Annotated in this window: 22 protein-coding genes; 3 read left to right on the top strand and 19 right to left on the bottom strand. The window is 31.0% G+C overall.

Annotated features, from left to right (window positions below; all coding sequences use genetic code 11):
- Positions 1 to 8: 8 nt before the first annotated feature.
- The 8 genes from GYM72_RS00370 to GYM72_RS00335 form a co-directional block, all read right to left on the bottom strand.
- Positions 9 to 461 (bottom strand): DUF1573 domain-containing protein, encoded by a 453-nt coding sequence (locus tag GYM72_RS00370; RefSeq protein WP_220264323.1) that lies wholly within the window; start codon positions 459 to 461, stop codon positions 9 to 11.
- 12 nt (positions 462 to 473) lie between these two features.
- Entirely contained in the window at positions 474 to 1,379 is a 906-nt protein-coding gene (gene nusB / locus GYM72_RS00365) for a transcription antitermination factor NusB (protein ID WP_220264322.1), read from the bottom strand.
- 64 nt (positions 1,380 to 1,443) lie between these two features.
- Positions 1,444 to 1,770 (bottom strand): preprotein translocase subunit SecG, encoded by a 327-nt coding sequence (secG, locus tag GYM72_RS00360; RefSeq protein ID WP_105296367.1) that lies wholly within the window; start codon positions 1,768 to 1,770, stop codon positions 1,444 to 1,446.
- Between the two features lies 1 nt (position 1,771).
- Entirely contained in the window at positions 1,772 to 2,920 is a 1,149-nt protein-coding gene (locus tag GYM72_RS00355; RefSeq protein ID WP_220264321.1) for a hypothetical protein, read from the bottom strand.
- A gap of 3 nt (positions 2,921 to 2,923) precedes the next feature.
- Positions 2,924 to 3,433 carry an LptE family protein gene (locus GYM72_RS00350; RefSeq protein WP_105296369.1) on the bottom strand — a complete coding sequence of 170 codons (510 nt, stop codon included), beginning with the start codon at positions 3,431 to 3,433 and terminating at the stop codon, positions 2,924 to 2,926.
- On the bottom strand, positions 3,417 to 4,694 hold the full coding sequence (locus tag GYM72_RS00345; protein WP_220264320.1) for a sigma-54-dependent Fis family transcriptional regulator: 1,278 nt from the start codon (positions 4,692 to 4,694) through the stop codon (positions 3,417 to 3,419). Before GYM72_RS00345 ends, GYM72_RS00350 begins: the two co-directional genes overlap by 17 nt.
- A 9-nt stretch (positions 4,695 to 4,703) precedes the next feature.
- On the bottom strand, positions 4,704 to 6,134 hold the full coding sequence (gene miaB, locus GYM72_RS00340; protein ID WP_220264319.1) for a tRNA (N6-isopentenyl adenosine(37)-C2)-methylthiotransferase MiaB: 1,431 nt from the start codon (positions 6,132 to 6,134) through the stop codon (positions 4,704 to 4,706).
- Positions 6,135 to 6,281: 147 nt separating this feature from the next.
- On the bottom strand, positions 6,282 to 7,772 hold the full coding sequence (locus GYM72_RS00335; RefSeq protein WP_220264318.1) for a DASS family sodium-coupled anion symporter: 1,491 nt from the start codon (positions 7,770 to 7,772) through the stop codon (positions 6,282 to 6,284).
- A 189-nt stretch (positions 7,773 to 7,961) separates the two neighbouring features.
- On the opposite strand from GYM72_RS00335, the gene GYM72_RS00330 reads away from it, so the two are divergent.
- Positions 7,962 to 8,426: a hypothetical protein gene (locus tag GYM72_RS00330; protein WP_220264317.1), complete on the top strand. Its 465-nt coding sequence runs from the start codon at positions 7,962 to 7,964 to the stop codon at positions 8,424 to 8,426.
- A gap of 369 nt (positions 8,427 to 8,795) precedes the next feature.
- Positions 8,796 to 11,468 (top strand): reprolysin-like metallopeptidase, encoded by a 2,673-nt coding sequence (locus tag GYM72_RS00325; protein WP_220264316.1) that lies wholly within the window; start codon positions 8,796 to 8,798, stop codon positions 11,466 to 11,468.
- Between the two features lie 71 nt (positions 11,469 to 11,539).
- Here GYM72_RS00325 and GYM72_RS00320 read toward each other — a convergent pair whose 3' ends face one another.
- The 6 genes from GYM72_RS00320 to smpB all read right to left on the bottom strand — a co-directional run bounded on the left by GYM72_RS00320 (position 11,540) and on the right by smpB (position 17,857).
- The gene (locus GYM72_RS00320; protein WP_220264315.1) at positions 11,540 to 12,202 is read right to left on the bottom strand and encodes a histidine kinase; all 663 of its coding nucleotides are present in this window, start codon (positions 12,200 to 12,202) and stop codon (positions 11,540 to 11,542) included.
- Positions 12,203 to 12,328: 126 nt separating this feature from the next.
- Positions 12,329 to 13,402 (bottom strand): iron-containing alcohol dehydrogenase family protein, encoded by a 1,074-nt coding sequence (locus tag GYM72_RS00315; protein WP_220264314.1) that lies wholly within the window; start codon positions 13,400 to 13,402, stop codon positions 12,329 to 12,331.
- Positions 13,403 to 13,406: 4 nt separating this feature from the next.
- Positions 13,407 to 14,156, bottom strand: a complete 750-nt coding sequence (gene kdsB / locus GYM72_RS00310) for a 3-deoxy-manno-octulosonate cytidylyltransferase (protein WP_220264313.1) — start codon at positions 14,154 to 14,156, stop codon at positions 13,407 to 13,409.
- Positions 14,157 to 14,398: 242 nt separating this feature from the next.
- The gene (locus tag GYM72_RS00305; protein WP_220264312.1) at positions 14,399 to 15,820 is read right to left on the bottom strand and encodes an OmpA family protein; all 1,422 of its coding nucleotides are present in this window, start codon (positions 15,818 to 15,820) and stop codon (positions 14,399 to 14,401) included.
- Between the two features lie 105 nt (positions 15,821 to 15,925).
- Entirely contained in the window at positions 15,926 to 17,335 is a 1,410-nt protein-coding gene (locus GYM72_RS00300; protein ID WP_220264311.1) for an OmpA family protein, read from the bottom strand.
- Positions 17,336 to 17,398: 63 nt separating this feature from the next.
- Complete coding sequence (smpB, locus tag GYM72_RS00295) at positions 17,399 to 17,857, bottom strand: SsrA-binding protein SmpB (RefSeq protein ID WP_220264310.1); 459 nt, start codon at positions 17,855 to 17,857, stop codon at positions 17,399 to 17,401.
- 45 nt (positions 17,858 to 17,902) lie between these two features.
- Here smpB and GYM72_RS00290 point away from each other — a divergent pair, with 45 nt between their 5' ends.
- Positions 17,903 to 19,525, top strand: a complete 1,623-nt coding sequence (locus tag GYM72_RS00290) for an ABC-F family ATP-binding cassette domain-containing protein (RefSeq protein ID WP_160542542.1) — start codon at positions 17,903 to 17,905, stop codon at positions 19,523 to 19,525.
- Positions 19,526 to 19,689: 164 nt separating this feature from the next.
- Here the strand turns inward: GYM72_RS00290 and GYM72_RS00285 are convergent, their stop codons facing one another.
- From GYM72_RS00285 to GYM72_RS00265, 5 genes are all read right to left on the bottom strand, one after another.
- On the bottom strand, positions 19,690 to 20,331 hold the full coding sequence (locus GYM72_RS00285) for a C40 family peptidase (RefSeq protein WP_255571510.1): 642 nt from the start codon (positions 20,329 to 20,331) through the stop codon (positions 19,690 to 19,692).
- A gap of 115 nt (positions 20,332 to 20,446) precedes the next feature.
- A complete protein-coding gene (gene rnhA / locus GYM72_RS00280; RefSeq protein WP_220264917.1) occupies positions 20,447 to 20,929 on the bottom strand; it encodes a ribonuclease HI in 483 nt (160 codons plus the stop codon).
- A gap of 15 nt (positions 20,930 to 20,944) precedes the next feature.
- Positions 20,945 to 21,649 carry an HAD family hydrolase gene (locus GYM72_RS00275; protein WP_220264309.1) on the bottom strand — a complete coding sequence of 235 codons (705 nt, stop codon included), beginning with the start codon at positions 21,647 to 21,649 and terminating at the stop codon, positions 20,945 to 20,947.
- Positions 21,650 to 21,660: 11 nt separating this feature from the next.
- Entirely contained in the window at positions 21,661 to 22,584 is a 924-nt protein-coding gene (menA, locus tag GYM72_RS00270) for a 1,4-dihydroxy-2-naphthoate octaprenyltransferase (RefSeq protein WP_160557621.1), read from the bottom strand.
- Between the two features lie 131 nt (positions 22,585 to 22,715).
- The gene (locus tag GYM72_RS00265; protein WP_303839269.1) at positions 22,716 to 23,786 is read right to left on the bottom strand and encodes a lipoate--protein ligase; all 1,071 of its coding nucleotides are present in this window, start codon (positions 23,784 to 23,786) and stop codon (positions 22,716 to 22,718) included.
- Positions 23,787 to 23,938: the final 152 nt, after the last annotated feature.

Below are 23,938 nucleotides of genomic sequence, written 5' to 3'. Positions count from 1 at the left end.
ATTTATTTTTAATTAACTTTTGCTTGAAATTTAATTACTTTAGTTTCAAAATTTCCTGAAACAGCTATTGTTTTAAGTACTTCTCCTTCAAAATTTGAAGAATCAAAAGTAACTGTAATTTCTCCTTTCTTGCCCGGATATACAGGTTCTTTAGTATATTTTGGAGTGGTACACCCACAGGAAGGACGTACTTCTGAAATTAATAAAGGACGTTTTCCAACATTGGTAAATTTAAAAACATGGGAAACTTCTTGTCCTCTTTTTATATCCTTAAAATCATACGTATCTTCATTAAATTTTATAATAGATTCTTCGGTTATTTTGGGTACACCATGAGTATTTTTAGTATTCGTATTATCCTGTATAGTACTTTTGATTTGCTTTTGAGAAGAATTTTCTTTTTTGCAACCGATGGTAAATAACATACCTATTAATAAAAATATTACTGCTGACTTTTTCATTTTTCAGGATGTTTAAACTTTATTCATATCTCTAGCATATCTGTCTAAAATACCATTAATAAATACATTACTTTTAGCACTAGAATAAACTTTTGCTAATTCAATACATTCATTAATAACAACTTTAGCCGGAACTTGAGGAAAATAATTGAGTTCTGTAAATCCCATTGCCAATATGATTTTATCTATTTCCGCAATTCTATCCAACTCCCAGTTATTTGATCTTTTTTCAATTAATTTTAAGCTTTCCGGATAGTGTTTAACCGTGGTCCTGAATAGATTTTTTGCAAATAAAATACCCTCATCCGATTTTAAAACTTGAATTAATGTATCAAAGGGTGCTCCTTCCTCAATAGACTTAATAGTCTTCAGGGTCATATTATTGGCAATATGAACATCATCTGCCCAAGAAAGTTTTAATTCCTCAAACCATTCATACATGATGTCATTATCTGCTATATGTTTTAAAAACAGTTTAAGCAATACCTTTTTCTCCGACTCAAAATCTGTTGCTTTACTTTGCATATACTCTAAATAACTTCGCGAAGTTTGAAATTTTTTAAAGATAATTGCCGGATAATTATTATTTAAATGCCACGATAATTCTAAATGTTTGTCCGAATACTCTTTTCTTGCTTTGTTTTTTTCTAACAGGTCAAATATCTTATTATTAACAAACTTAAGATTAGGATTTTTTTCCTCATCTGTGGCAAAACGTTTTTGCTTTTTCCTTTCTATTACTTCAAGAGCATAATCTCTCACAGCCAATAGAAGATTTAATTGATATATATATAAATCATATATCTCATCTATAGACTGAAACATTCTATTTTCAACATATTCTAACTCATTCCCACTTATATTATACGCATACAGAACCTGTAGAATTTTTTCTCTAATTTGCCTTCTTCCTAACACAACAATAAATTTTTAAGAACTTTGTTAATACTATATTTTTAGTGTTAATTATTACAAGTATATTTTACTTAACGTTAGTTTTAGGCAAAGCCTGTTCTTGTTGAGGGGTTGAAGACTGTTTTGAGTTTTGGGTTGGAGTTGATGTATATATAGTTGGCTTTGCAATCAATACCGATGCAAAAATTGACAATACTACTATTACTCCTCCTAAGGTCCAAGTTGCCTTCTCCATAAAATCATTTGTTTTCTGAACACCGAACATTTGTGTTCCACTACCTCCGAAAGTTGAACTTAAACCTCCTCCTTTTGGATTTTGCGACAAAACAACTAATATTAGCAAAACGCATGCGATAATGATAAATATCATTAGTATTCCATATACTGCTGTCATATTATTTTGAATTTTTTATCTTTTTTATTCTTCTTATTTCCGAGGCAAAATAACTACTTTTTTCTGGATATTTCAAACTTAATATCTTAAAAGCTGTTAATGCTGTATCATATTTACCTTGCTCTACATATAATTGAGCTAAGGTAATAGTCATTAAATTTGCAATATCCTGAATTTCTTCTTTTTTAAATTCTACGTCTTTACTATATTTCGTGTCTTTTGCAACCGGTTTTATCTTGGGATTATTTTCAATAAAATTTGAAATAATGCTATTTTGTTTTTCTTGTTGTGGAATTACTTTTTCAGATTTTAAAGCTTTTTTTTGCTTGGAAAGTGAGATCCATTGATTAAAAGTTAATTTGTCCGATTCCAAAGTAATTTCCTCTTGCTTGTTTTCAATACTTGGTTCGCTTAACTGAATTTCATTGATTTCATTTCCAACCAAATCTTCCTTTACTTCTTCTTCTTCAATTTCCGAATGTTCAATTTCAGTACTTTCTTCCCTATTCTCGAAATTTTCTTCATTTTCTTTTTCTAAGCTTGAAGTAAATAAATGTGATATTCCTAACTTTTCTATATTGGTATAGGTGACATCACTGTTTAAAAAGATTTTCTTATTATCCTTAGCATCTTCATTAGTTAAAAGTAATTGAATTTTAGAATGATCTTCTATAGGTTCAATTTCTATATTGTTGTTATTTACTAATTCTTCGGATATTTTTTGTTCATTTATAATTTCAGAATTTGAATCTATTGCTTTCAATTGGGTTAAACTGCTATCCTCTTCCATAAATTCATTACTAACAATATTTTCAAGAACTATAGTTTCTTCAAATTTATTATCATCTGCTTGTAAAATTTCATCTTCTTTTTTATCGATTAATTCCTCTGTTGTAATTGGTTCTACTAACTTCTTGTTAGTATCAATGGATTTTTTTATTAATTCTCGATAGTTCGTATAAATTGAAACCTTTTTAATATCTTCATTAGTTAACGGTTCTGATACATATCTATTTTTCCAATTTAAATAAATTAAATGAAACGATTGAGAAAATGGATAGTGAGTTATTAAATCTTCCAAATAATTCTTATCGGAAAATTTAAGTTTTTCAGGGTTTTCTATTAACTGTATAATTCTACTATTATCCATAATTTACCAATCGGCTACTATCGCTAAAAATATTTGATCAATAATTCTTTGATTGATTTTCTGGGCAAGATCATCTTGAACGTTAATCAATAATTCTTTGCTGGAATAATCTTCATAATCGGAAAAAGTTTTTTCGAAACTCTTTTCAGGCTGCTTTTTATTTTCGTATCTAACAGAAACGCTTATCGTCAATCTGTTTTGCGTTGCTTCGTCGGAATTACTTTGTATATTTACCGGACTGGTTGAAAAGTTTGTTATTTCTCCTTCTAAAATGATATCCGGATCTATATTAGTCTCTACAAGCTTCGTTCTTTGATTAAATCTACTTTGTAAGGCGGTAGTAAAATCTACACTTAAATTCGGGCTTTGATAAGCTGAATAATTAGGAAATGATTTTATTTCTATAGTTTTTATATCGGGATCCAAAGAAGCCCCTGTGAATGAATAACATCCGGACAAAGATATAAAAAAAATTCCTATTATGAGTAATATGATTTTATTCTTCAATATCATATTGTTTTATTTTTCTATATAATGTTCTTTCCGAAATTCCCAACTCTTTTGCTGCTAATTTACGTTTTCCATTATACTTTTCTAAAGCTTTTTTAATAAGTTCCTCTTCCTTTCTTTGTAAAGATAAAGATTCTGAATTGTTGGACACATCTTCATATTCGTAGTCATCCAAAATTTCGTGATACTCATTAACTGATGAAGGAACTGTCGGTATAACGGGTTTTTCATCGTAGTAAACAAGAGAATCTCCCGATTTAGGAATATCATAATCTTTATATACTCGTTGGAAAAGATCCTGATCATTTGAGTTTAGCATCAAATCGCCTTTATTTTTAATGAGTTCTAAAGTCAACGCTTTCAAATCGTTGAGATCTTTTTTCATATCAAATAAAAACTTATATAATATTTCCCTTTCACTGGAAAAATCGGAATGATTTTCATTTTGCTTGGAAAAGTTTACTATAGACGTGGTTTGTGGAATATCTTTTAAATATTCTTTTACCTTATCTATAGACAAATTCCTGTTGGTTTCCACCACCGTAATTTGTTCGGTAAAATTTCTTAATTGACGGATATTTCCCGGCCAATAATAATTTTGAATATAGGACATGGCTTCTTCTGATAAACTCACTGAAGGCATTCTATATTTTTCTGAAAAGTCAACTGCAAATTTTCTGAAAAGTAAAGGAATATCATCCTTCCTTTCCCTTAAAGCAGGTATATCAATCTGTACTGTATTTAACCTGTAATATAAATCTTCTCTGAATCTGCCTTTTTTAATTGCTTCCAATAAATTAACATTAGTCGCAGCTACAATTCTTATATTTGTTTTTTGAATAGTAGATGATCCGACTTTCATAAATTCACCACTTTCCAATACTCTTAATAAACGAACTTGCGTTTGCAAAGGCAATTCTCCTACTTCATCTAAAAAAATGGTTCCTCCATCTGCTACTTCAAAATATCCTTTACGAACTTTATCTGCTCCCGTAAAAGCTCCTTTTTCGTGACCAAAAAGTTCTGAATCTATGGTCCCTTCAGGAATTGCTCCACAATTAACAGCAATATATTGTTTATGTTTTCTTGGTGAAAGATTATGAATTATTTTAGGAATAAACTCTTTTCCTACCCCGCTTTCTCCAATTACCAAAACAGAAATATCTGTAGATGCTACTTGCATAGCTTTTTCTAAAGCCCTGTTAAGTGCAAGGTTATTTCCAATTATTCCGAATCTTTGTTTTATTGCCTGTAATGAATCCATAATATTTATTTATGCGATTTCTCCTATCAAGGTAGCTGAAGTGCAATCATTTACCAATACATTAACAAAATCTCCAACTTTTGTTTGATCTGTTTTAGTAAAAACCACCACTGCATTTTGAGAAATCCTTCCGTACCATTGATCTTTACTTTTTTTACTGGTTCCCTCTATCAAAACTTCGTGTACTTTGTTAGTATACGTTTTCATTCTTTCTAATGAAAGTTCTTGTTGAAGATTTATAATTTCTTTAAGTCTTCTTGACTTTATTTCCGTAGGCACATCGTCTTTCATTTTTTTATGAGCTAACGTACCGGGACGTTCAGAATAAGCAAACATGTATCCGAAATCGTATTTTGCATATTTCATTAGAGATAAGGTTTCTAGATGCTCTTCTTCCGTTTCTCCACAAAAACCTGCTATGATATCATGTGAAATCGCGCAGTCAGGTACGATTTCCCTTATTTTATCCACCAAATTAATATATTCTTCGCGTGTGTGTTGACGATTCATTCGCTGCAAAACTGTAGTGCTCCCACTTTGAACAGGTAAATGGATGTATTTGCAAATGTTATCATGTTTAGCCATTACGTGCAATACTTCTTCATGCATGTCTTGCGGATTAGACGTTGAAAATCGTATTCTAATTTCAGGACAAGCTTCAGCTACCATGTTCAATAATTGTGCAAAATTTATCGCTGTTGCCCTTTGCAATTCACTAGCTTTTGAGAAATCTTTTTTAGGACCTCCTCCATACCATAAGTAACTATCTATATTTTGTCCTAAAAGTGTAATTTCTTTATATCCGTTTTCTCTCAACTCTTTACATTCTTTAAGAATTGAATGTGGATCTCTACTGCGTTCTCTTCCTCTTGTAAAAGGAACCACACAGAATGTACACATATTATCACATCCTCGGGTTATGGACACAAAAGCTGTAACTCCATTTCCGCCTAAGCGTATCGGACTTATATCTGCATAAGTCTCTTCTTTTGATAAAAGTACATTAATGGCATTTCTTCCATCATCCGTATTTTTCAATAAGTTCGGAAGATCTCTGTATGCATCGGGACCTACCACTAGATCAACTAAATGCTCTTCTTCCAAAAACTTTGTTTTTAATCTTTCTGCCATGCAGCCGAGAACGCCTATAACCAGATCCGGCTTTTTTCTTTTTATTGCATTAAATTGAGAAAGTCTTTTTCTAACCGTTTGCTCCGCTTTTTCACGAATAGAGCAAGTGTTGAGAAGAACTAAATCTGCATCTTCCAGTTGAGAGGTAGTATTATATCCTTCGTTACTAAGTATTGAAGCTACTATTTCACTATCAGAAAAATTCATTTGACAACCATAGCTTTCTAAAAACATTTTTTTGGTGTTTTTAAAAGAACTTTCTTGTATTAAGATTTCTCCTTGTCTTCCTTCTATAATTTCTTTTTCCATATTTAAACATTCCCTACGAAAAAAAGTACCGGGATATTACTAAATCAAAATAAAAATAGTCTGCAAAGATAAAACTTTATATGCCAAGTTGACAGATTATTGTTTTAAATATTTCTTAAAATATATGTTAAGTAAATATAATTTTATTTATCTGCTTGTTAAGACCATCTCAAAATACCCTGTAAAATTTTGCAAAAATAATACCCAGGTCATGATTACTATAGTTCCTACTATTGCTGCATAAAAACCTCCAAAATAAAAGTCTGATTGTTTAAGCATCCCTGTACTGTATACTATTGCATTGGGAGGCGTTGACACGGGCAGGAATAATCCGCACGAAGCACAAAGACCAATTACTAAACCAATCGGCAGTATTTGTTCCGGAGGAAGTACTACCGCAGCAATATTTATGACGATGGTTGCTGTTGCCGTACTACTCATTATGTTAGAAAAAATCACAGTCACTATAGCAAAAATCATCATCATTAAATATTCATTAAACGATGCATCTCCCAATAATTCGGAATAATAGGGCGCCAGCAATTCCTTTATTGCAATCCCTAGTGATAATCCACCGGCGACCAACATTAAGGTATCCCACGGAAGCTTTCTTATATCTTCAGCCGTTATAATCCCTAACATAGGAAGGAAAACAATAGGAATTCCTGAAGTGGCTGCACTTGGGATTTTCAATTTTGAACCCATCATCCAAAAGAAAACGGTTATAAATAAAATTAGTATTACAAAAAACCTCTGCAATCTAATCTTTTTGGGAATCGGGGCTAATTCTTCTAAGAAATTTAAATTAATTTTTTCAACTTTAGAAGTATATTTTTGCTTTAGCAGAATCCAAAAGAACAACAACAAAACTATTGCTACTGGCAAACCCAAGATCATCCAATCAAAAAAAGAAACCTCAATACCTTTGGATTTTAAAACATCTACTACAATCAAATTGGGAGGAGAAGATATTAAGCTGCCCATTCCTGCAAAAGTTGCCGAGGCCGGTATACTTATTAATATTGCTTTTGTCATGGGCGAATCTTTCCCTTCTCTGTCTAAAAAGGGCATAACTGCTGCCAAAATCATAGCTGACGTTGCCGTATTGGATATAATTAATGATAAACAGGAAGTGGTTAGCATAATTCCTAACAACATATGCGACGGCTTACTACCAAAAATAGATATAGTACCCCTAAATAAAGAAATATCTATTCCTGTTTTTCTCATACTTTCACTAAGAAAAAAACCTCCCAAGAAAATCCATATAACACTATCAGACCATGTATTAGAAATAGTTTTCGGATCAATTGTTGATCCTTCTATATTCCCCATAGTATATATGAGAAAACCTGTGATCAGAATCCCTACGGCAAAGGGGGGGATTGCTTCGGTAACCCATAGAAGTATTGAAAACATCAGAATAAACAGAGTGTATTCTTGAGCTTTAGTAAATTCTTGCGGTGAAAGAAAATAGGTACCTAATAATGCAATACCTAATGAAAAAAAGAATAAACCAACTTTAGTTTTTATATTCCAAACATCTAAAGATTTTTCTATAAGAAGATCACTATAGACTCTAATATTCGTATTAATCTTTTTAAAATCTTTATTAATTCTATGAAAATCAAAATCCATATATATAGCCCTTAATTAAATTTTATCTACTCTTGAAAACTTTGCTTACCTTAATGACACATTGCAAATCTCTTTATAAATTTACTATTTATTTCTAATAGTTTACTCTTAATTGAGAAATTAATTTTTAAATTTGTATCCTAATTCTCACATTAATAATACAGGTAAAGTTTACCTAAAACATAAATTATGAATAATTTTTCTAAGCTCTGGGTTTTTCAATCTAGAAGATTTCTTACCCTTGAAGAAATTCAAGATATCAACAAAATTCTTTCTGACTTTTTGAAAACATGGGCGGCACATGGTGCTGATTTAAAATCTGAGCTTACGATTATTAAAAATAAATTCATAATTATAGCGGTTGATGAAAATCAAGCGAAAGCCACCGGATGTTCTATCGATAAATTGAATCAATGCATTAGACAAATTGATCAAAAATATCAATTAGATCTTTTAAACCGATTATGGATAAGCTATGAAGATGATAAAGGGGAAATAACTACTGTTCCTATGAATTCTTTCAAGGAAAAAATCAAATCCGCTCAAATTTCTCCTGAAACCTATATTTATAACCTTGCTATAAGTACTTCTAAAGAATTCGATGAAAAATTTAGACTTCCTCTTAAAGAAAGCTGGGCAAGAATATTTATGTAATTTTTATTTATAAAAGGTTTTCATTTTATTAAAACGCGATATTAGTTGCTTCTCAATAAATAATTTCTCTTTTTAAAATAATTTTAGATACTATATACCTTATTTTTAATAAATAAACTAATTTTATCTTATAAAATTAAACACTTCCCCATTTATTGACTTTATTAAATTTTTCACCTCGATAATTTTGTTTTATACTATACTATAAATCTAAAATATTATTTCAATTTTTCTCTTTATAAAAACTATTGATAGGAAAATTATAATTCATATTTTATAGTTAATAATCATAAATAATTAATGATATTATTGCTTATTAATTTATAATGTATATTTTTGCTATTATTATAACATACAAAATAGAGATATATGAAAAATTTTTTATTAACTATTAGTATTTTTCTGCTTAGCATATCTCTTTCAGCACAAAATTATTGGAAGAGAACAAGCTTAACAGGAAAAAAGATTAGAAGTGAAAATATCAATTTACGCATTGAAGAACTATATACCGTTGATTTTTATTCTTTAAAAAAACAATTAAAATCTTCCGTATTAAGAGAAACTAACCAAGCTCCTACCATAGTATACGTTCCCACATCGGAAGGAAAAATAGAAAGATTTTCGGTTTATCATGCCCCTGTAATGGATGAAGAAATTGAAAATAAATACGAAATGTATTCATATGCAGGAATCGGTTTAGACGATACGAACAAATATATTCGATTCAGTATTTCCCCCAATCAATTCAATTCAATGATTATGGATAATACGGGCACCATTCAGCTCATTGATCCTTATACAACCGATGGAGAAGTTTATTCAGTTCGTATTAGAGAGAAAAATAGCTTTAATGATTTCAATTGTAATACAGTTGATGAAATTATTTCGGAAGAATCAAATTCTTATAAAATTATATCGAGTGATCGAAAATTTCGCACGTATAGATTAGCTCTATCAGTAACCGGTGAATATACTCAGCATTTTGGCGGGGTGACCGGAGCTTTACAGCAGATAAATATCACCATGACCCGGGTGAATGGTATTTTGGAAAGAGATCTGTCTGTAAATCTTAAAATGATTAATAATATTTCTCTTATATATGAAGATCCAAATACAGATCCTTATTCTGATGCTTCTTTTATAAATAACTGGAATATGGAACTTCAAAAAACATTAACAGTAGTAGTTGGAGAAGATAACTATGATATTGGTCATCTTTTTGGCGGCAATGGTGGAGGGGGAAATGCCGGTTGCATAGGTTGTATATGTATTAGTCCTAAAATGGATCCAAACGGAATTCCTACTTCTGCAGGAAAAGGCAGTGGGATAACTTCTCCTTCAAATAATAATCCTTCCGGTGATCATTTTGATATTGATTACGTAGCTCATGAAATGGGACATCAGCTGGGAGCTAATCATACTTTTTCCTGTTGGCTTGAAAATACAGGAGTTAATATTGAACCGGGAAGCGGAAGTACGATAATGGGATACGCAGGTATCACTTCAGCCAATGTGCAATTAAATTCAGATGCTTATTTTCACTCAGCCAGTATTCAGCAAATTTATAAAAATCTACAGCCTAAAACCTGTGGAACAATCAATCAAATTCCTAATCATCCGCCCGTAGTAAATGTAGGCCCCTCTAGTGTGACCATTCCTATAGGTACACGGTTTTATTTGGATGCAGAAGGTACAACAGATCCTGATGGGGATGAGCTGACTTTTTGTTGGGAACAAATTGATAATGCTCGTAAGGATGTTATTCGTGTCGATTCTTCACAAACATACGGTCCTATATTCAGATCTTTTCTACCGACAACTTCTACAAGGAGATATTTTCCCGCTTTAACTACCGGTATTTACTCTCCAAATACATGGGAGACTGTTTCCAACGTCAAAAGAGCCCTGAATTTTACTGTAACCGTGCGAGATAATAATCCTAATAAACCTCAAACTAAGATTGAAACTAAAGAAGTTATGGTTTCTGATAGTGGGGGACCATTTATCGCAACATTTCCTACAGCTGATTATATAGCTAAGAAAGGAAGTTCAATCAACGTATTATGGAATGTTGCTAATACAACAGCACAGCCATTTAATACACAGTATGTGAATATTTCATTAGTTACAGATGAGGGGCAAACTATAACTCCTTTGGCTGATCAAATTCCGAATTCAGGAAATGCAACCGTGAATTTACCTGCTGATCTTATCGCTAAAAAAGCAAAAATAATGATTGAGGCAAGTAATAATATCTATTTTGCCTTAACCGAATATTTTTCAATAGGATATGAATCAGAAGTAATCTGTAAAAAATATAATTCAACCTTTAATCCGATTGCTATACCTGACGGGAATGGTGATCATTCAAATTCGAAGTATGCTGTTATGGCAGTTACTGTTCCTGATAATGAGAATTATGATAAACTGATTAAACTACAAGCTACTGTTGATGTAGATCATCCAAATATTGAAGATTTATTTATTGTATTACAAACTCCAGGTCAAAATGATTATAAATCTGCGGTTTTGTGGAATCATTCGTGCCCAAATAATTCAGGTTTAAATGCAACCTTTGATGATGTTGGAATTACAATGAATTGTTCCTCTCCAACTATAGGTACAATAAAACCTTATAATCCACTTCATTCTTTATTTAAGAAAAATTATAGCGGGCAATGGCTATTAGGGGTAGCAGATCATTATCCTAAAAATACGGGTACTTTAAAATCTTTTTCTTTAAATGTATGCAGTTTAAATTACAAGCAACTCCAAACCGATGAAATTTTTTCAGAAACCCCAACATTTAAAGTTTACCCTAATCCTTCTGAAGGAGTTTTTACTATCGATTTAGGTGCTATTCAATTTAGAGGAAATACAAGCCACGTTAAAGTTTATAATTTGGCTGGTAGCTTATTATTTTCAAAAGTTGAAAAAAATCAGCTTTTTTCTATAGATCTTACTAATTATCCTGCGGGTATATATACCATAAATATTACGGGGAATGGTAATTCTATATCCAAAAATGTAATTAAGAAGTAATCCTTTAAGCTAAAATAAAATAAAGCACTCTTTTATATATTTATGAGAGTGCTTTAAATTTTTCTTTATTCTTAAAATTTAAATTCTTTTTCAGGAATGATCTTGTTAATTTCAAGCGATTTAAATACAAGAATAAATTCTGAGTCATCCTCCTTGTTTTTGACTACTAAACGATAAGGAAAGATTAGTCTGGAGACTAATTTAAAATCTGAATATAATTTACTTTCGTTTGAAGTATCTTCTCTAACTAATTGATAGCTGATTTTATCAAAGTAATAAATTTCTGATTCTCTGTTATTAGTTAGTTTAATTTTATAACAATTCTTGTTATCAATACGTTCTTCTCCAAGAAATACCGGAAGAAACCCTTTTGCAGAATAATCAATTAAATCCGATTCAAATGCTTCAGGAACGTAATTATTTTTTTTTTCAAGGGAATTCGTTTGAAAGTTATATTGTATAGCTTTCTTTCCGTTGTAAGCATTTAAAATAATTTTTTTTCCCTGTATTTCTATACAAGTTTTATTAAGATTCGGTCTCTGCTGATAAATTTCTATAGGATATGACTCATTTAATCCTAAAATTATATCTCCTCTAATTATTATCGAATTCAATTCTTTCCAATGATGTGTTCCTCCGGTAACTTCTAAATGTTTGTTTATTATTTGTTCTACCGTCTGAGAATAACATATGTTCAAAAGGAATATCAGCAAAGCGAAAAAAAGCTTCTTCATATATGATTTAAAAAAGGGTTGACTGTAAAAAAATTCCAGGCAACTTTAAAGTTATCCTGGAATTATCATTTTTCTTCAATTTATATCTTTGCATTAATTGAACTATTATTTTTCGAATAATAGTATTTACATTTCTTCGTAAAGTACTCTTAATTTTTCTTTAGTCATTATTTTCTGCCAATCTTTACCTAAAGCATTTTCCCAAAGCGGTGCCATTCCATAAGAAACATTAATCATAGTATTGAATTGTTCATCAGACAATCCTTTGCATACACCTTGCGGGATTTCAATCTGATTTTTTTCAACCATATATTTAAATTCCTTAACTCCTTCCGGATAATACTCTTCTAATCGGTCAAAAACAATGCAATTACCTACTCCGTGATGAGTTCCTAGTAAATAAGAAAGTCCGTAACTCACCGCATGAGCAATTCCTACTTGTGAATAAGCGATGCTCATTCCTCCATGCCAAGATGCCATCATTAAATCTTCATCAGACTCATCATCCCATTCAGATTTATGAACATATACTTTTTGGCAAAGCTCTAATGCTTTTTCTCCGTAACTTTTACTGAAAGCATTAAGATAAGTTCCTGTTAAAGACTCAATGCAATGAATATAACAATCCATACCGGTAAAAAATGCCTGATTTTTTTCTACTCCTTTTACTAAAGATGGATCCAAAATAACTTGATCAAAAGGGGTAAAATCTGAATTAATACCTAATTTTCTTTCCGGCCCGGTTAATATACAAGTTCTGGAAACTTCTGCTCCTGTACCACTAATAGTTGGTATACCTACATGATAAACAGCCGGATTCTTCACTAAATCCCACCCTTGATATTGCGAAGAAGATCCTTCACTATTCATCATGATTGCAACAGCTTTTGCCGAATCCATTACACTTCCTCCTCCTATTCCAATAACTCCGGAAACGGTTCCATATTCCTCTTTTAATGAATCTCTGATCGCATCAATTCCTTTGGTTTTGGGTTCATCAGTAGTATCTATAAATATAATTTTATCTTTTCCTTTTAAGGGAATTCTTTTTTCTAATTCTTTTCCTTCAAACACTTTATCTACTAAAAAAATAAATGGATAATCTTTATTTCTTTTTTCTTCAATAATTTCTGAAGTTTGATCAAAGCTTCCACGTCCATAAATTACACGGGGAACCATTGGGAAATTTCTGAATTTCATATTTTTATTTTTTCTCGTTTATCTGTTTTTTTAATATTTCATTTGCTTTTTCTAAATCCTCCGGAGTGTCTATTTCAACTCCTACAAAATCAGTCTCTATTACTTTAATTTTCATGCCATATTCTAAATATCGTATGCACTCAACCTTTTCTGCTTGTTCGTTTTGTAACATCGGTAATTTTGCAAAATCTAGTAAGGCTTGTTTACGGAAAGCATATACACCTACATGCTCATAGTAATCCGCTTGAAATGATTTTTCACGAGGATAAGGTATAACTGAACGTGAAAAATATAGTGCAAAGTCATTTTGGTCTTTAACTACTTTTACATAATTTGAATCTTCAATTAAATTCCAATCGTCCATTTTACGAATCAAAGTAGCAACATCAATTTTATTATCTTGATCTTTCTTAAATACTTCAATTAGCCTTGCTAACGGTTCGGTTTTTACAAAAGGTTCATCTCCTTGTATGTTTATGATGATATCGCATTCTAAATTATCAACAGCTTCTGCAATTCGATCACTTCCTGTCTCATGTTCCTTTTTACTCATAATGGCTTTACCTCCGTTTCTGGTAATTTCATTATGAATTATTTCGGAATCAGTTACCACAAATACATCTGAAAATAGCCGGGTTTTGATTGCATTTTCATAGGTTGACCGTATGACTGTTTTTTCTCCTAACATTCCCATAAGCTTTGCAGGGAAACGAGAGGCTGCATATCTTGCAGGAATAACTGCTATTATTTTCACGTTATTTATAATTTAATTACAAAGTTAACTAAAATAGCTTTTGTTAATCGGTATTATCCCTATTAAAAAAACATTTTAAATATGCTTATTTTTTATCTTTAAAATTTCTTTAACAGCTATTATTTTTTTTATAAATCATTATTTAATAATTGTACTATTTTATTATGCTTTTATAAATAATGAATAAAAAAAGTCATCCAAAATTTGGATGACTTTTTTATTAGAAAAGTTTGTTTAGTAAATTATCTTCTTCTGTGACTAGGAGTTTTTACTTTAACTTCTTCTGTGATTGATACTTTTGAACCGGTTTGATCTAAGATCACAACTCTTCTGTTTTCTCTATCACAAGTTTCTTGATCCGGATAAAGAATATTTCCTTTATCGTCTTTCTTAGCATTGATATCTTGTTGTTTACATAACAATTCTGATTTACCGAATCCTCTTGCTATCAATCTATCTTTGCTTACTCCGTTTTTAACTAATTCGTTAACTACAGATTGTGCTCTTTGTTTTGAAATTCTATTATTTACGGCTACAGATCCTACTCTGTCTGTATGTCCGTCTACAAAGAATTTTTTACCATCAAAACTTCCGTCATTTAACATTTTTGCTGCATCATTAACTAATGGTAAAGATTCTGCTGTTAATTTAGAGCTGTTAAATTCAAAGTTGATATTTTTTAATTTAAATGTAACGTCTTTAGTTTCCCAAGGACAACCATTGTTATCAATTGGTCCTTTTACTGTTGGACAAGCATCATCTATATCAGGAATACCGTCACCATCTGTATCAGGACATCCTTGGAATTGTGCAGGTCCTGCTGCATTCGGACATCTGTCTTGATCGTCCGGAATACCGTCTCCGTCTGTATCAGGACATCCTTGGAATTGTGGTAATCCCGGTGTATCCGGACATCTGTCTTGATCATCTGGAATACCGTCGCCATCTCTATCGCTCGGTGCTACCGGAGGTGGTGGTAATGGTTGTTCTTTTTTAGCTCCAAATTTAAATATTAAGGATGCTGAGTGTTGAAAGAAGTCAGAATAATCTTTTGATTGATTAGTTACCCAGTTATATTGAGATTCTATGTTTAAACCAAAGTTTCTGGTAAACCAAAAGTTAATACCTACACCCCCGTTTACTACGAACATATCATTTTTTCCTGTAAATTTACCTCCTAACTTATAATTTTTATCTGAGTTATAATCATCATCATAAGCATCTAAGTGAGTAGAAGGATCATCCTCAACAATTTTAATTCCTTTATAAGAATATTTGTGATAGTTTGCACCTACTCTCACATATGGGTCCAGCCATCTTAATGATTTTGACTCACTAAGTGGTGTAAATCTAAGACCTAAACCTGCTAAAACAAAAAATTCGTCTTTTATTTTTAATCTTTTGTTATCCATATCACTTATTGAAGCTTGTAAATCAACTGCAAAGTTTTTACCAATACTTCTTGCTACAGTTAATTTTGATAATGGAAAAGAAAAACTATAATCATCGGTATCAAAATATCCGTCAAAGATACCACGCACTGACGTATGGTCAGTTGCATGCATCCCTATCCCCACATACCACTTTTCTGTAGTATTTTGAGCTTTAGTTACAATGGCCATTATAACAGCTCCTATTGTAATCAATAATTTAAATTTTTTCATATTAATTTCTTACTACTATGATTTATTTTATTCTACTAAACAAATTCTATTCCAATATATAAAAAAACCATCCTAATAAGGATGGTTTTTTTATTTGTAGATCAATTATTTCTTAACTTTCACTTCTTTTGTTACGGAAACTTTATCTCCTGCCTGATCTAAAACTACCACTCTTCTGTTAGATCTATCACAAGATTCTTGGTCAGGATATAGTATATTTCCTTCTTCGTCTTTTTTAGTATTGATATCTGCTTGTTTACATAATAATTCTGTTTTTCCAAAGCCTCTAGCTATCAATCTATCTTTTTCTACACCTTCATTAACTAATTCGTTAACTACAGATTGTGCTCTTTGTTTTGATATTCTATTGTTTACGGCTACAGATCCTACTCTGTCGGTATGTCCGTCTACAAAGAATTTTTTACCATCAAAACTTTCATCTTTTAATAATTTAGCTGCATCTTTTACTAATGGTAAGGATTCTGCTGTTAATTTAGAGCTGTTAAATTCAAAGTTGATATTTTTTAACCTGAAAGTAACGTCTTTAGTTTCCCAAGGACAACCTTTGTTTTCAATTGGCCCTTTTACGGTTGGACAAGCATCATCAACATCAGGAATACCGTCTCCATCTGTATCAGGACATCCTTGGAATTGTGCAGGTCCTGCTGCATTCGGACATCTGTCTTGGTCGTCCGGAATACCGTCTCCGTCTGTATCAGGACATCCTTGGAATTGTGGTAATCCCGGTGTATCCGGACATCTGTCTTGATCGTCTGGAATACCGTCCCCATCTCTATCACTTGGTTCTTCTACCGGTGGAGGTGGCGGAAGTGGTTCTTCTTTCTTAGCTCCGAATTTAAATATAATCGATGCTGAATGTTGGAAGAAATTTATGTAATCTTTAGAATATGCTGTTGCCCAGTTATATTGAGATTCTAGATTTATACCAAAGTTTTTTGTAAACCAGAAGTTAATACCTACTCCACCATTTAATATGAAATTATTATCATGACCGGTAAATTTACCTCCTAGTTTATAATTTTTCTTAGGATTATAATCATCATCGTAAGCGTCTAAGTGAGTGGTTGGATCGTTTTCAACGATTTTAATTCCTTTATAAGAATATTTGTGGTAATTTGCCCCTACTCTTACATATGGATCTAACCATTTTAAAGATTTGGATTCACTTAATGGGGTATATCTAATACCTAAGCCAGCTAAAACAAAGAATTCATCTTTAATTTTTAATCTTTTATTGTCTATTTCTCCAATTGAAGCTTGCAAGTCAACTGCAAAGTTTTTAGCTATGCTTCTAGCTACTGTTAATTTAGACAACGGTGGTACAATACTATAATCATCGGTATCAAAATATCCGTCAAAGATACCACGAACAGAAGTATAGTCTACCGCATGAGCTCCAATCCCGATATACCACTTATCCGAAATGTTTTGAGCAAATACAGTAGTTGCTAACGTTGTAGCCAATCCTGTAAGTAACAAATTGAACTTTTTCATATATAAAAATCTAATTTTTAGGTTGCAAAGTAACATTTTTATTATCTAACTCCCAAGAAAAAATTAATATTTCTTTACCATTCTGTTAATATTTCGTTTGGATTCTCTTTCTTTTATCGCTTCTCTTTTGTCATATAATTTTTTCCCTTTCGCAAGATATACTTGGATCTTCGCAATTCCTTTTTCATTGATATACAATTTTGTAGGAACAATCGTTAATCCTGTTTCTTTAGTTTTTCTTAACAGTTTGTTAATTTCCTTTTTATGTAATAACAGTTTTCTTTCCCTTTTTATTGTATGATTATAACGAGTTCCATAATAATATTCGTCAATGGTCATATTTATTACATATAATTCGCCATTAATAATCTGACAAAAACTCTCTGCTATACTTGCTTTCCCTAATCTAATAGATTTTATCTCAGTACCATGTAAAACTATACCTGCATCATATTTATCTAATAATTCATAGTTAAATCTAGCTTTTCTATTCAGTATATTTACTTTATTTTCAAATTTCATAATCAAAGTTTTTCTTACTACTTTTGTACAAATTTATTAAAGTATATGCTTACAGTATCAAATTTATCTTTACAATTTGGAAAAAGAGTACTCTTTGATGAGGTTAATGTAAAATTTACGAAAGGAAACTGTTATGGAATTATTGGAGCTAATGGAGCAGGAAAATCTACATTTTTGAAAATTCTATCCGGCGATGTTGAACCAACTACAGGAAGTGTAAGCCTTGAAACAGATAAAAGAATGTCTGTATTGGAACAAAATCACTTTGCTTATGATGCATATCCTGTACTGGAAACGGTTATTAAAGGGAATCAGAAACTTTTCCACATAAAGGAGGAAATGGATGCTTTATATGCCAAACCTGATTTTTCTGATGAAGATGGAGTTAAAGCGGGAGAATTAGGTATTATTTATGAAGAAATGGGAGGTTGGAATGCTGAGTCTGATGCAGGAACTTTATTATCTAATCTTGGAATAAAAGACGATGCACATTATAAAATGATGTCTGAATTGGAAAATGCTGACAAAGTAAGAGTATTACTTGCTCAAGCTTTATTCGGAAATCCTGATGTTCTTATTCTTGATGAGCCTACGAATGATTTAGACATTGAAACCATATCTTGGTTAGAAGATTTCTTGGCGGGATACGAAAATACTGTAATTGTTGTTTCGCACGACCGTCACTTTTTGGATGCAGTTTGTACTCATACCTGCGATTTGGATTTCGGAAAATTAAATTTATATACCGGTAACTATTCATTTTGGTATGAGGCCAGTCAATTAGCTGCCCGTCAAAGAGCTCAACAAAACAAAAAGGCTGAGGAAAAAAAGAAAGAACTTCAAGAGTTTATTTCCAGGTTTAGTTCTAATGTTGCTAAAGCAAAACAAGCCACGGCTCGTAAAAAAATGATCGAAAAATTAAATATTGAAGATATCAAGCCGTCTTCTAGAAGATATCCGGCAATTATTTTTGAACAAGAACGTGAAGCCGGGGATCAAATATTGGACGTTAAAGGATTGGAAAAAACTAAAGATGGTGAATTGTTATTCAGCAATATTGACTTGAACCTAAAAAAGGGAGATAAAGTTGCCGTTCTATCCAGAAATTCTTTGGCTATTACAGAATTTTTTCAAATATTATCCGGAGAGTCAGAACCTGATAAAGGGAGTTATTCTTGGGGTATAACTACTAAGCAAAGTTACCTTCCTTTAGATAATACAAAATATTTTCAATCGGACGATAACCTTGTAGATTGGCTTCGTCAGTATGTGAATACAGATGAGGAAAGGCATGAAGAATATATTCGAGGATTTTTAGGTAAAATGCTATTTAGTGGTGATGAAGCTTTAAAATCTTGCAAAGTTCTTTCGGGAGGTGAAAAAATGCGTTGTATGTTTTCAAGAATGATGTTATTTAAAGCTAATGTTTTACTTCTTGATGAGCCTACCAACCATTTAGACTTGGAAAGTATTACGGCTCTTAACAACTCGTTAACCAATTTTAAGGGTACTATTTTACTTTCTTCTCATGACCATGAATTATTATCTACTGTTTGTAACAGAATCATTGAATTAACCCCTAAAGGTATCATTGACCGCTATATGAGCTATGATGAGTACTTATCTGACGCAAAAGTTAAAGAACTTAAAGCGCAATATTATAGCTAAGAAATTATTGGGCGAAATTTAAATCGTAAAGATTTTTATTTCACCAAAATGATAATACTATAAAACCTTTTAATCTTTAAGATGATTAAAAGGTTTTTTTATATAATAAACTTCGAATTATCCGGCTGGCAAGCGTGTTATTCTAAACAATATTTTACTTTAACTTAAAGAATCCTTTGTGCTTTTTTAAATTTATTTTTCCAATAAGTTTCTTCGAGAGAACTAATTATAACCCCTTTAGATGTTGAGGCATGTATGAATGTAATTTCGCCTGAACCGGATATATTATAGACTATACCTACATGATTTATTGAGCTCCCCCCTGTATTAAAAAATAATAAATCGCCTTCTTTTATTCGAGAGATACTTACATCTTTTCCTGCATTAGACATATCTATGGAACGTCTTGGTAATTTTACATCTATTCTTTGGTAAGCATTGCAAACTAAACCGGAACAATCTATGCCACTGAATGTATTTCCTCCATATTTATAAGGAGTCCCTTTATATTTCTCTGCTTCTTTCAAAACCAAAATAACATCCGTAGATTTTATATTTTTATTAACTCCGTATTTTTTTGATTCTAAATTCGAATCTTTCTTTATCGGTTTGGAAATATGGGGTGATTTATGCGATGGTTTTGATTTTGAAATATGTTTATTTGTTTTATTGGAATTATAAGTATATCTTTTCGAATGAGGATGTTTTGATTTTTTATATGAAGAAGTTGCCTCGTAAGATACACAAGATGTTATAAATGATAAAAACATCAATCCGAACACATAGATTACAATTTTACTTTTCATATATCTTATTTTTTAATAATCCTTGAGCTAATTTATAAAATTATGAACATTTTTTTTAACATGTTATTTACTAATTTATTAACAAATTATTTTTCTAACGGTTTAGACTATTTAATTAAAAAATATTTTTATTGTCTGATATAAGATTTTCATACCCTATATCAATGGACAGATTTTCTCCTTTAGCTGCAGCAGTTGCCAATTGATCCGCCTTTTCATTATAAAAATGCCCATGATGACCCTTTACCCAGTGAAAGGTTACTTTATGTTTTTTGTAAATTCTAATAAATCGAATCCATAGATCCGGATTTTTAACTTTTTCAAATCTTTTTTTCTCCCAACCATAAATCCATTTATTATTAACGGCATCGACTACATATTTTGAATCAGAATATATTTCAACTTCTTGATCGGGTTTATTAATTTTTTCCAAAGCAATAATTACGGCCAATAATTCCATTCTATTGTTGGTAGTTAAGCGAAATCCTTCTGAAAAGTTTTTTTCATATGAAGTTCCTTTCAGCTTCATTATAATGCCATACCCTCCTTTTCCCGGATTTCCAGAAGAAGCTCCGTCTGTATAAACCTCAATCATAATATCTATTTAATCTATTTAAAAGATATTTTTTAATTCTAACAAATTTTTAATTATCGGAATTTCTGCATTTTTATAATGATCTTCTTTTTTGTAATTAAAATAGATCGGATACATCCCTATTCTTTGAGAACCTAGTACATCTGCCTCCCAATCATCCCCGATAAACGCGGATTCATTCACTAATGCATGGGCTTTTTTAAGACCTAATTCAAATACTTCTTTGGCCGGCTTTCTTTTATTTATTTCTTCTCCGCTGGTTAGAGTGGTTATATAATCTTTAATACAAGTTTCTTGAACTTTTTGTTCGGTTTGTAGTATAAAGCCATTGGAAACAACATGTAATTGATAACCTTTTGTTTTTAGATATTTTAAAATTTCCTCTGCATACTCGATTAGATTATTGTTTTCCATGATCTGAGTTAAAAAATTGGCATTAAAATAATCCCAAATTGCAGGGTCATTTATATGAAATTCCAAAAACGTATCCCTGAATCTTTTTTCCAATATATCTGCTTTGCTTACCTTATCTTGCCTATATAAGGACCATAGATTTTCATTCCTGTTGTAATAACTTATATAAAAATCTGAAAATTGTAATTGATACTTTTCTTCAATTTTTAAATTTTCATAAATATTTTTAAGAGTTAACTTTGAATTTTTATCCGTATCCCAAAGTGTATTATCAAGATCAAAGAATATGTGTTTTATATTATTTTTCATGTATAGTTTTTTTAAAGGCTTAATCCCATTCCAAAGAAAACGGAAAAACATAAGGCTAACAATGCTGTAGGTTTTAAGTATAAATCTAAATCTTTGGGGTTTTGGGTGTAAAGAATTTTTCTGCGTACTATAGTATTCGGAATAAATAGTATAAAAAATAAAAATGGTTTTAATGATGACCAACTATCTAATTTTATAACAAATTCTTTCTGATGTATTAACAGGAAAATGAGACAAAGTATAAAAGGAAGATTCATTAGCACCATTTGATAATATTTAGCATTTTGAAATCCTAATCGTAATGCCAGCGTTTTTTTATGACTGATTCTATCCGATTCAATGTCTCTCATATTATTTAGATTCAAAACGGCTACACTAAATAAGCCAATTGCAGAGGCGGGAAGCAAATTATCCCAAGTAAAAGACTTTGTATAAAGAAATTCACTTCCTAAAACAGAAACCCATCCAAAAAAAATGAAAACAAAAAAATCCCCTAATCCCATATATCCGTAGGGCTTTTTTCCCATAGTATAAAATATAGCTGCCAATACACAAGCAATTCCCAAACCAATGAATATAAAAAATTCACTTTTATAATTGGGGATAAAAGCATACCAAAGAAGAACTACCGAAGAAAGTAGGGACAGAAATACAGTAATTAAAATTGCACGAAACATGGATTGTTGCGTAATAGCTCCCGATTGAATAGCACGAACCGGACCAACTCGTAACTCATTATCGGTTCCTTTGGTTCCATCTCCATAATCATTGGCAAAATTGGACAAGATTTGAAATAATATGGTTGTAAGACAAGACAGTCCAAAAATAATTCCATCAAAATTTCCTTTCCATTTGGCAAGTAATCCTCCTAAAATAATTCCACTTAATGAAAGCGGTAACGTTCTTAATCTAGCGGCCTCAATCCAATTTTTCATCTGTTTTTCTTCTATTTTTTAACTTTTTACAAAAATACACTAATTATATGATAGATTTAACGCATCCTGAATTGGATAATAATTGTGTCAAAATATATAGAATTATACATTTCTCTAAGATTACCGACTTATCAATATATTAGGGTAAGAAATTCATCTAGTGTGATTTTCCCAAAATATGTTGATAGATCAATATCTTTTAATGAATCGGCAACGGAAGATTTTGTGTATTTTTTTCCTATTAATCTGTTCTCTATATCTTCAAGGTCTCCCACTCCGAAAAAATCTCCGTATATTTTAATTGCAGTAATGTTTCCTTCTTCGACATTTAATTTTAAATCAATGGAACCTATTGGAAACCGTTGACTTCTTTCCATATAAAATTTGGGAGAACGTCCGTAATTCCAATCCCAATTTGAATACCTTTGATGTGAAATTTTATTTATTTGTTCCCAATCTTTTTCCGTCAATTCATATTTATTAACATCTTCTGTTTTATCTACATTAAAAATTGAAAGTAGTAATTTATCTCTAAATTCTTCTATGGTTAAATCTGTTGTGACAAAATCAGATATATTGGCTACTCTGCTTCTGATTGATTTAATTCCCTTCGATTCAATTTTATCTTTTCTTACCTTTAAAGAGTTAACAACTTCATCCATGTTGCTATTGAATAATAGTGTTCCATGGGTAAACATTCTTTTGTTAGTGGCAAATTGAGCATTTCCGCTTATTTTCTTTCCTTCCACTACTATATCATTCCTTCCCTTAATTTCTGCATTGACTCCCATTTGCTGCAACGCTTCTAGTACCGGATGTAAATATTTTTGATAATTTGAAAAACTATTACCATCATTTTTGGTAATAAAACTAAAATTTAAATTACCTCTATCGTGATACACAGCTCCTCCTCCCGATAACCTCCTAACTACTTTAATGTTTTTTTCTTCTACATATTCTGTATTGATTTCTTCTATAGTGTTTTGATGTTTACCTATGATTATGGAAGGATCATTTATATAGAAAAGAAGATATGAATTTTCCTCAATTGGCAAGTTCATTACAAGATACTCTTCAATAGCTAAATTAATTTCGGGATTGTAATTGTTTTTATTATCTACAAATAACATTCTCATTTTTTTTGGATCAAAAATACAATAAATAGTTTTTACGCCTTCTTTTCTGAATATACAGCGGCTCATGGGTATTCATTATAAGTAAACCAATGTGATATTAAATATTATAATATATATTTAATTTGTTTAGTTAAAACCGTAAAAAAAGTATAATTTATGCTTATAAATGGAACATATTCATCGAAAAATTATAAATTTGCCTGTTGAAAAATCTAACA

Source organism: Apibacter sp. ESL0404 (genome assembly GCF_019469245.1).
Lineage (GTDB): Bacteria > Bacteroidota > Bacteroidia > Flavobacteriales > Weeksellaceae > Apibacter.
Note: the sequence above shows the minus strand (reverse complement) of the source record. Positions and strands in the feature narration are given on the sequence as shown.

Bases quoted from the DNA above. Each gene is read 5' to 3' on its own strand.
- GYM72_RS00315 (WP_220264314.1), bottom strand. From the start codon at position 13,402: ATGAAATTCAGAAATTTCCCAATGGTTCCCCGTGTAATTTATGGACGT.
- miaB (WP_220264319.1), bottom strand. From the start codon at position 6,134: ATGGAAAAAGAAATTATAGAAGGAAGACAAGGAGAAATCTTAATACAA.
- GYM72_RS00325 (WP_220264316.1), top strand. From the start codon at position 8,796: ATGAAAAATTTTTTATTAACTATTAGTATTTTTCTGCTTAGCATATCT.
- smpB (WP_220264310.1), bottom strand. From the start codon at position 17,857: ATGAAATTTGAAAATAAAGTAAATATACTGAATAGAAAAGCTAGATTT.
- GYM72_RS00305 (WP_220264312.1), bottom strand. From the start codon at position 15,820: ATGAAAAAATTTAAATTATTGATTACAATAGGAGCTGTTATAATGGCC.
- secG (WP_105296367.1), bottom strand. From the start codon at position 1,770: ATGACAGCAGTATATGGAATACTAATGATATTTATCATTATCGCATGC.
- GYM72_RS00335 (WP_220264318.1), bottom strand. From the start codon at position 7,772: ATGGATTTTGATTTTCATAGAATTAATAAAGATTTTAAAAAGATTAAT.
- GYM72_RS00330 (WP_220264317.1), top strand. From the start codon at position 7,962: ATGAATAATTTTTCTAAGCTCTGGGTTTTTCAATCTAGAAGATTTCTT.
- GYM72_RS00355 (WP_220264321.1), bottom strand. From the start codon at position 2,920: ATGGATAATAGTAGAATTATACAGTTAATAGAAAACCCTGAAAAACTT.
- GYM72_RS00370 (WP_220264323.1), bottom strand. From the start codon at position 461: ATGAAAAAGTCAGCAGTAATATTTTTATTAATAGGTATGTTATTTACC.
- GYM72_RS00275 (WP_220264309.1), bottom strand. From the start codon at position 21,649: ATGAAAAATAATATAAAACACATATTCTTTGATCTTGATAATACACTT.
- GYM72_RS00265 (WP_303839269.1), bottom strand. From the start codon at position 23,786: ATGAGCCGCTGTATATTCAGAAAAGAAGGCGTAAAAACTATTTATTGT.
- menA (WP_160557621.1), bottom strand. From the start codon at position 22,584: ATGAAAAATTGGATTGAGGCCGCTAGATTAAGAACGTTACCGCTTTCA.
- GYM72_RS00350 (WP_105296369.1), bottom strand. From the start codon at position 3,433: ATGATATTGAAGAATAAAATCATATTACTCATAATAGGAATTTTTTTT.
- GYM72_RS00300 (WP_220264311.1), bottom strand. From the start codon at position 17,335: ATGAAAAAGTTCAATTTGTTACTTACAGGATTGGCTACAACGTTAGCA.
- GYM72_RS00345 (WP_220264320.1), bottom strand. From the start codon at position 4,694: ATGGATTCATTACAGGCAATAAAACAAAGATTCGGAATAATTGGAAAT.
- GYM72_RS00320 (WP_220264315.1), bottom strand. From the start codon at position 12,202: ATGAAGAAGCTTTTTTTCGCTTTGCTGATATTCCTTTTGAACATATGT.
- GYM72_RS00290 (WP_160542542.1), top strand. From the start codon at position 17,903: ATGCTTACAGTATCAAATTTATCTTTACAATTTGGAAAAAGAGTACTC.
- GYM72_RS00285 (WP_255571510.1), bottom strand. From the start codon at position 20,331: ATGAAAAGTAAAATTGTAATCTATGTGTTCGGATTGATGTTTTTATCA.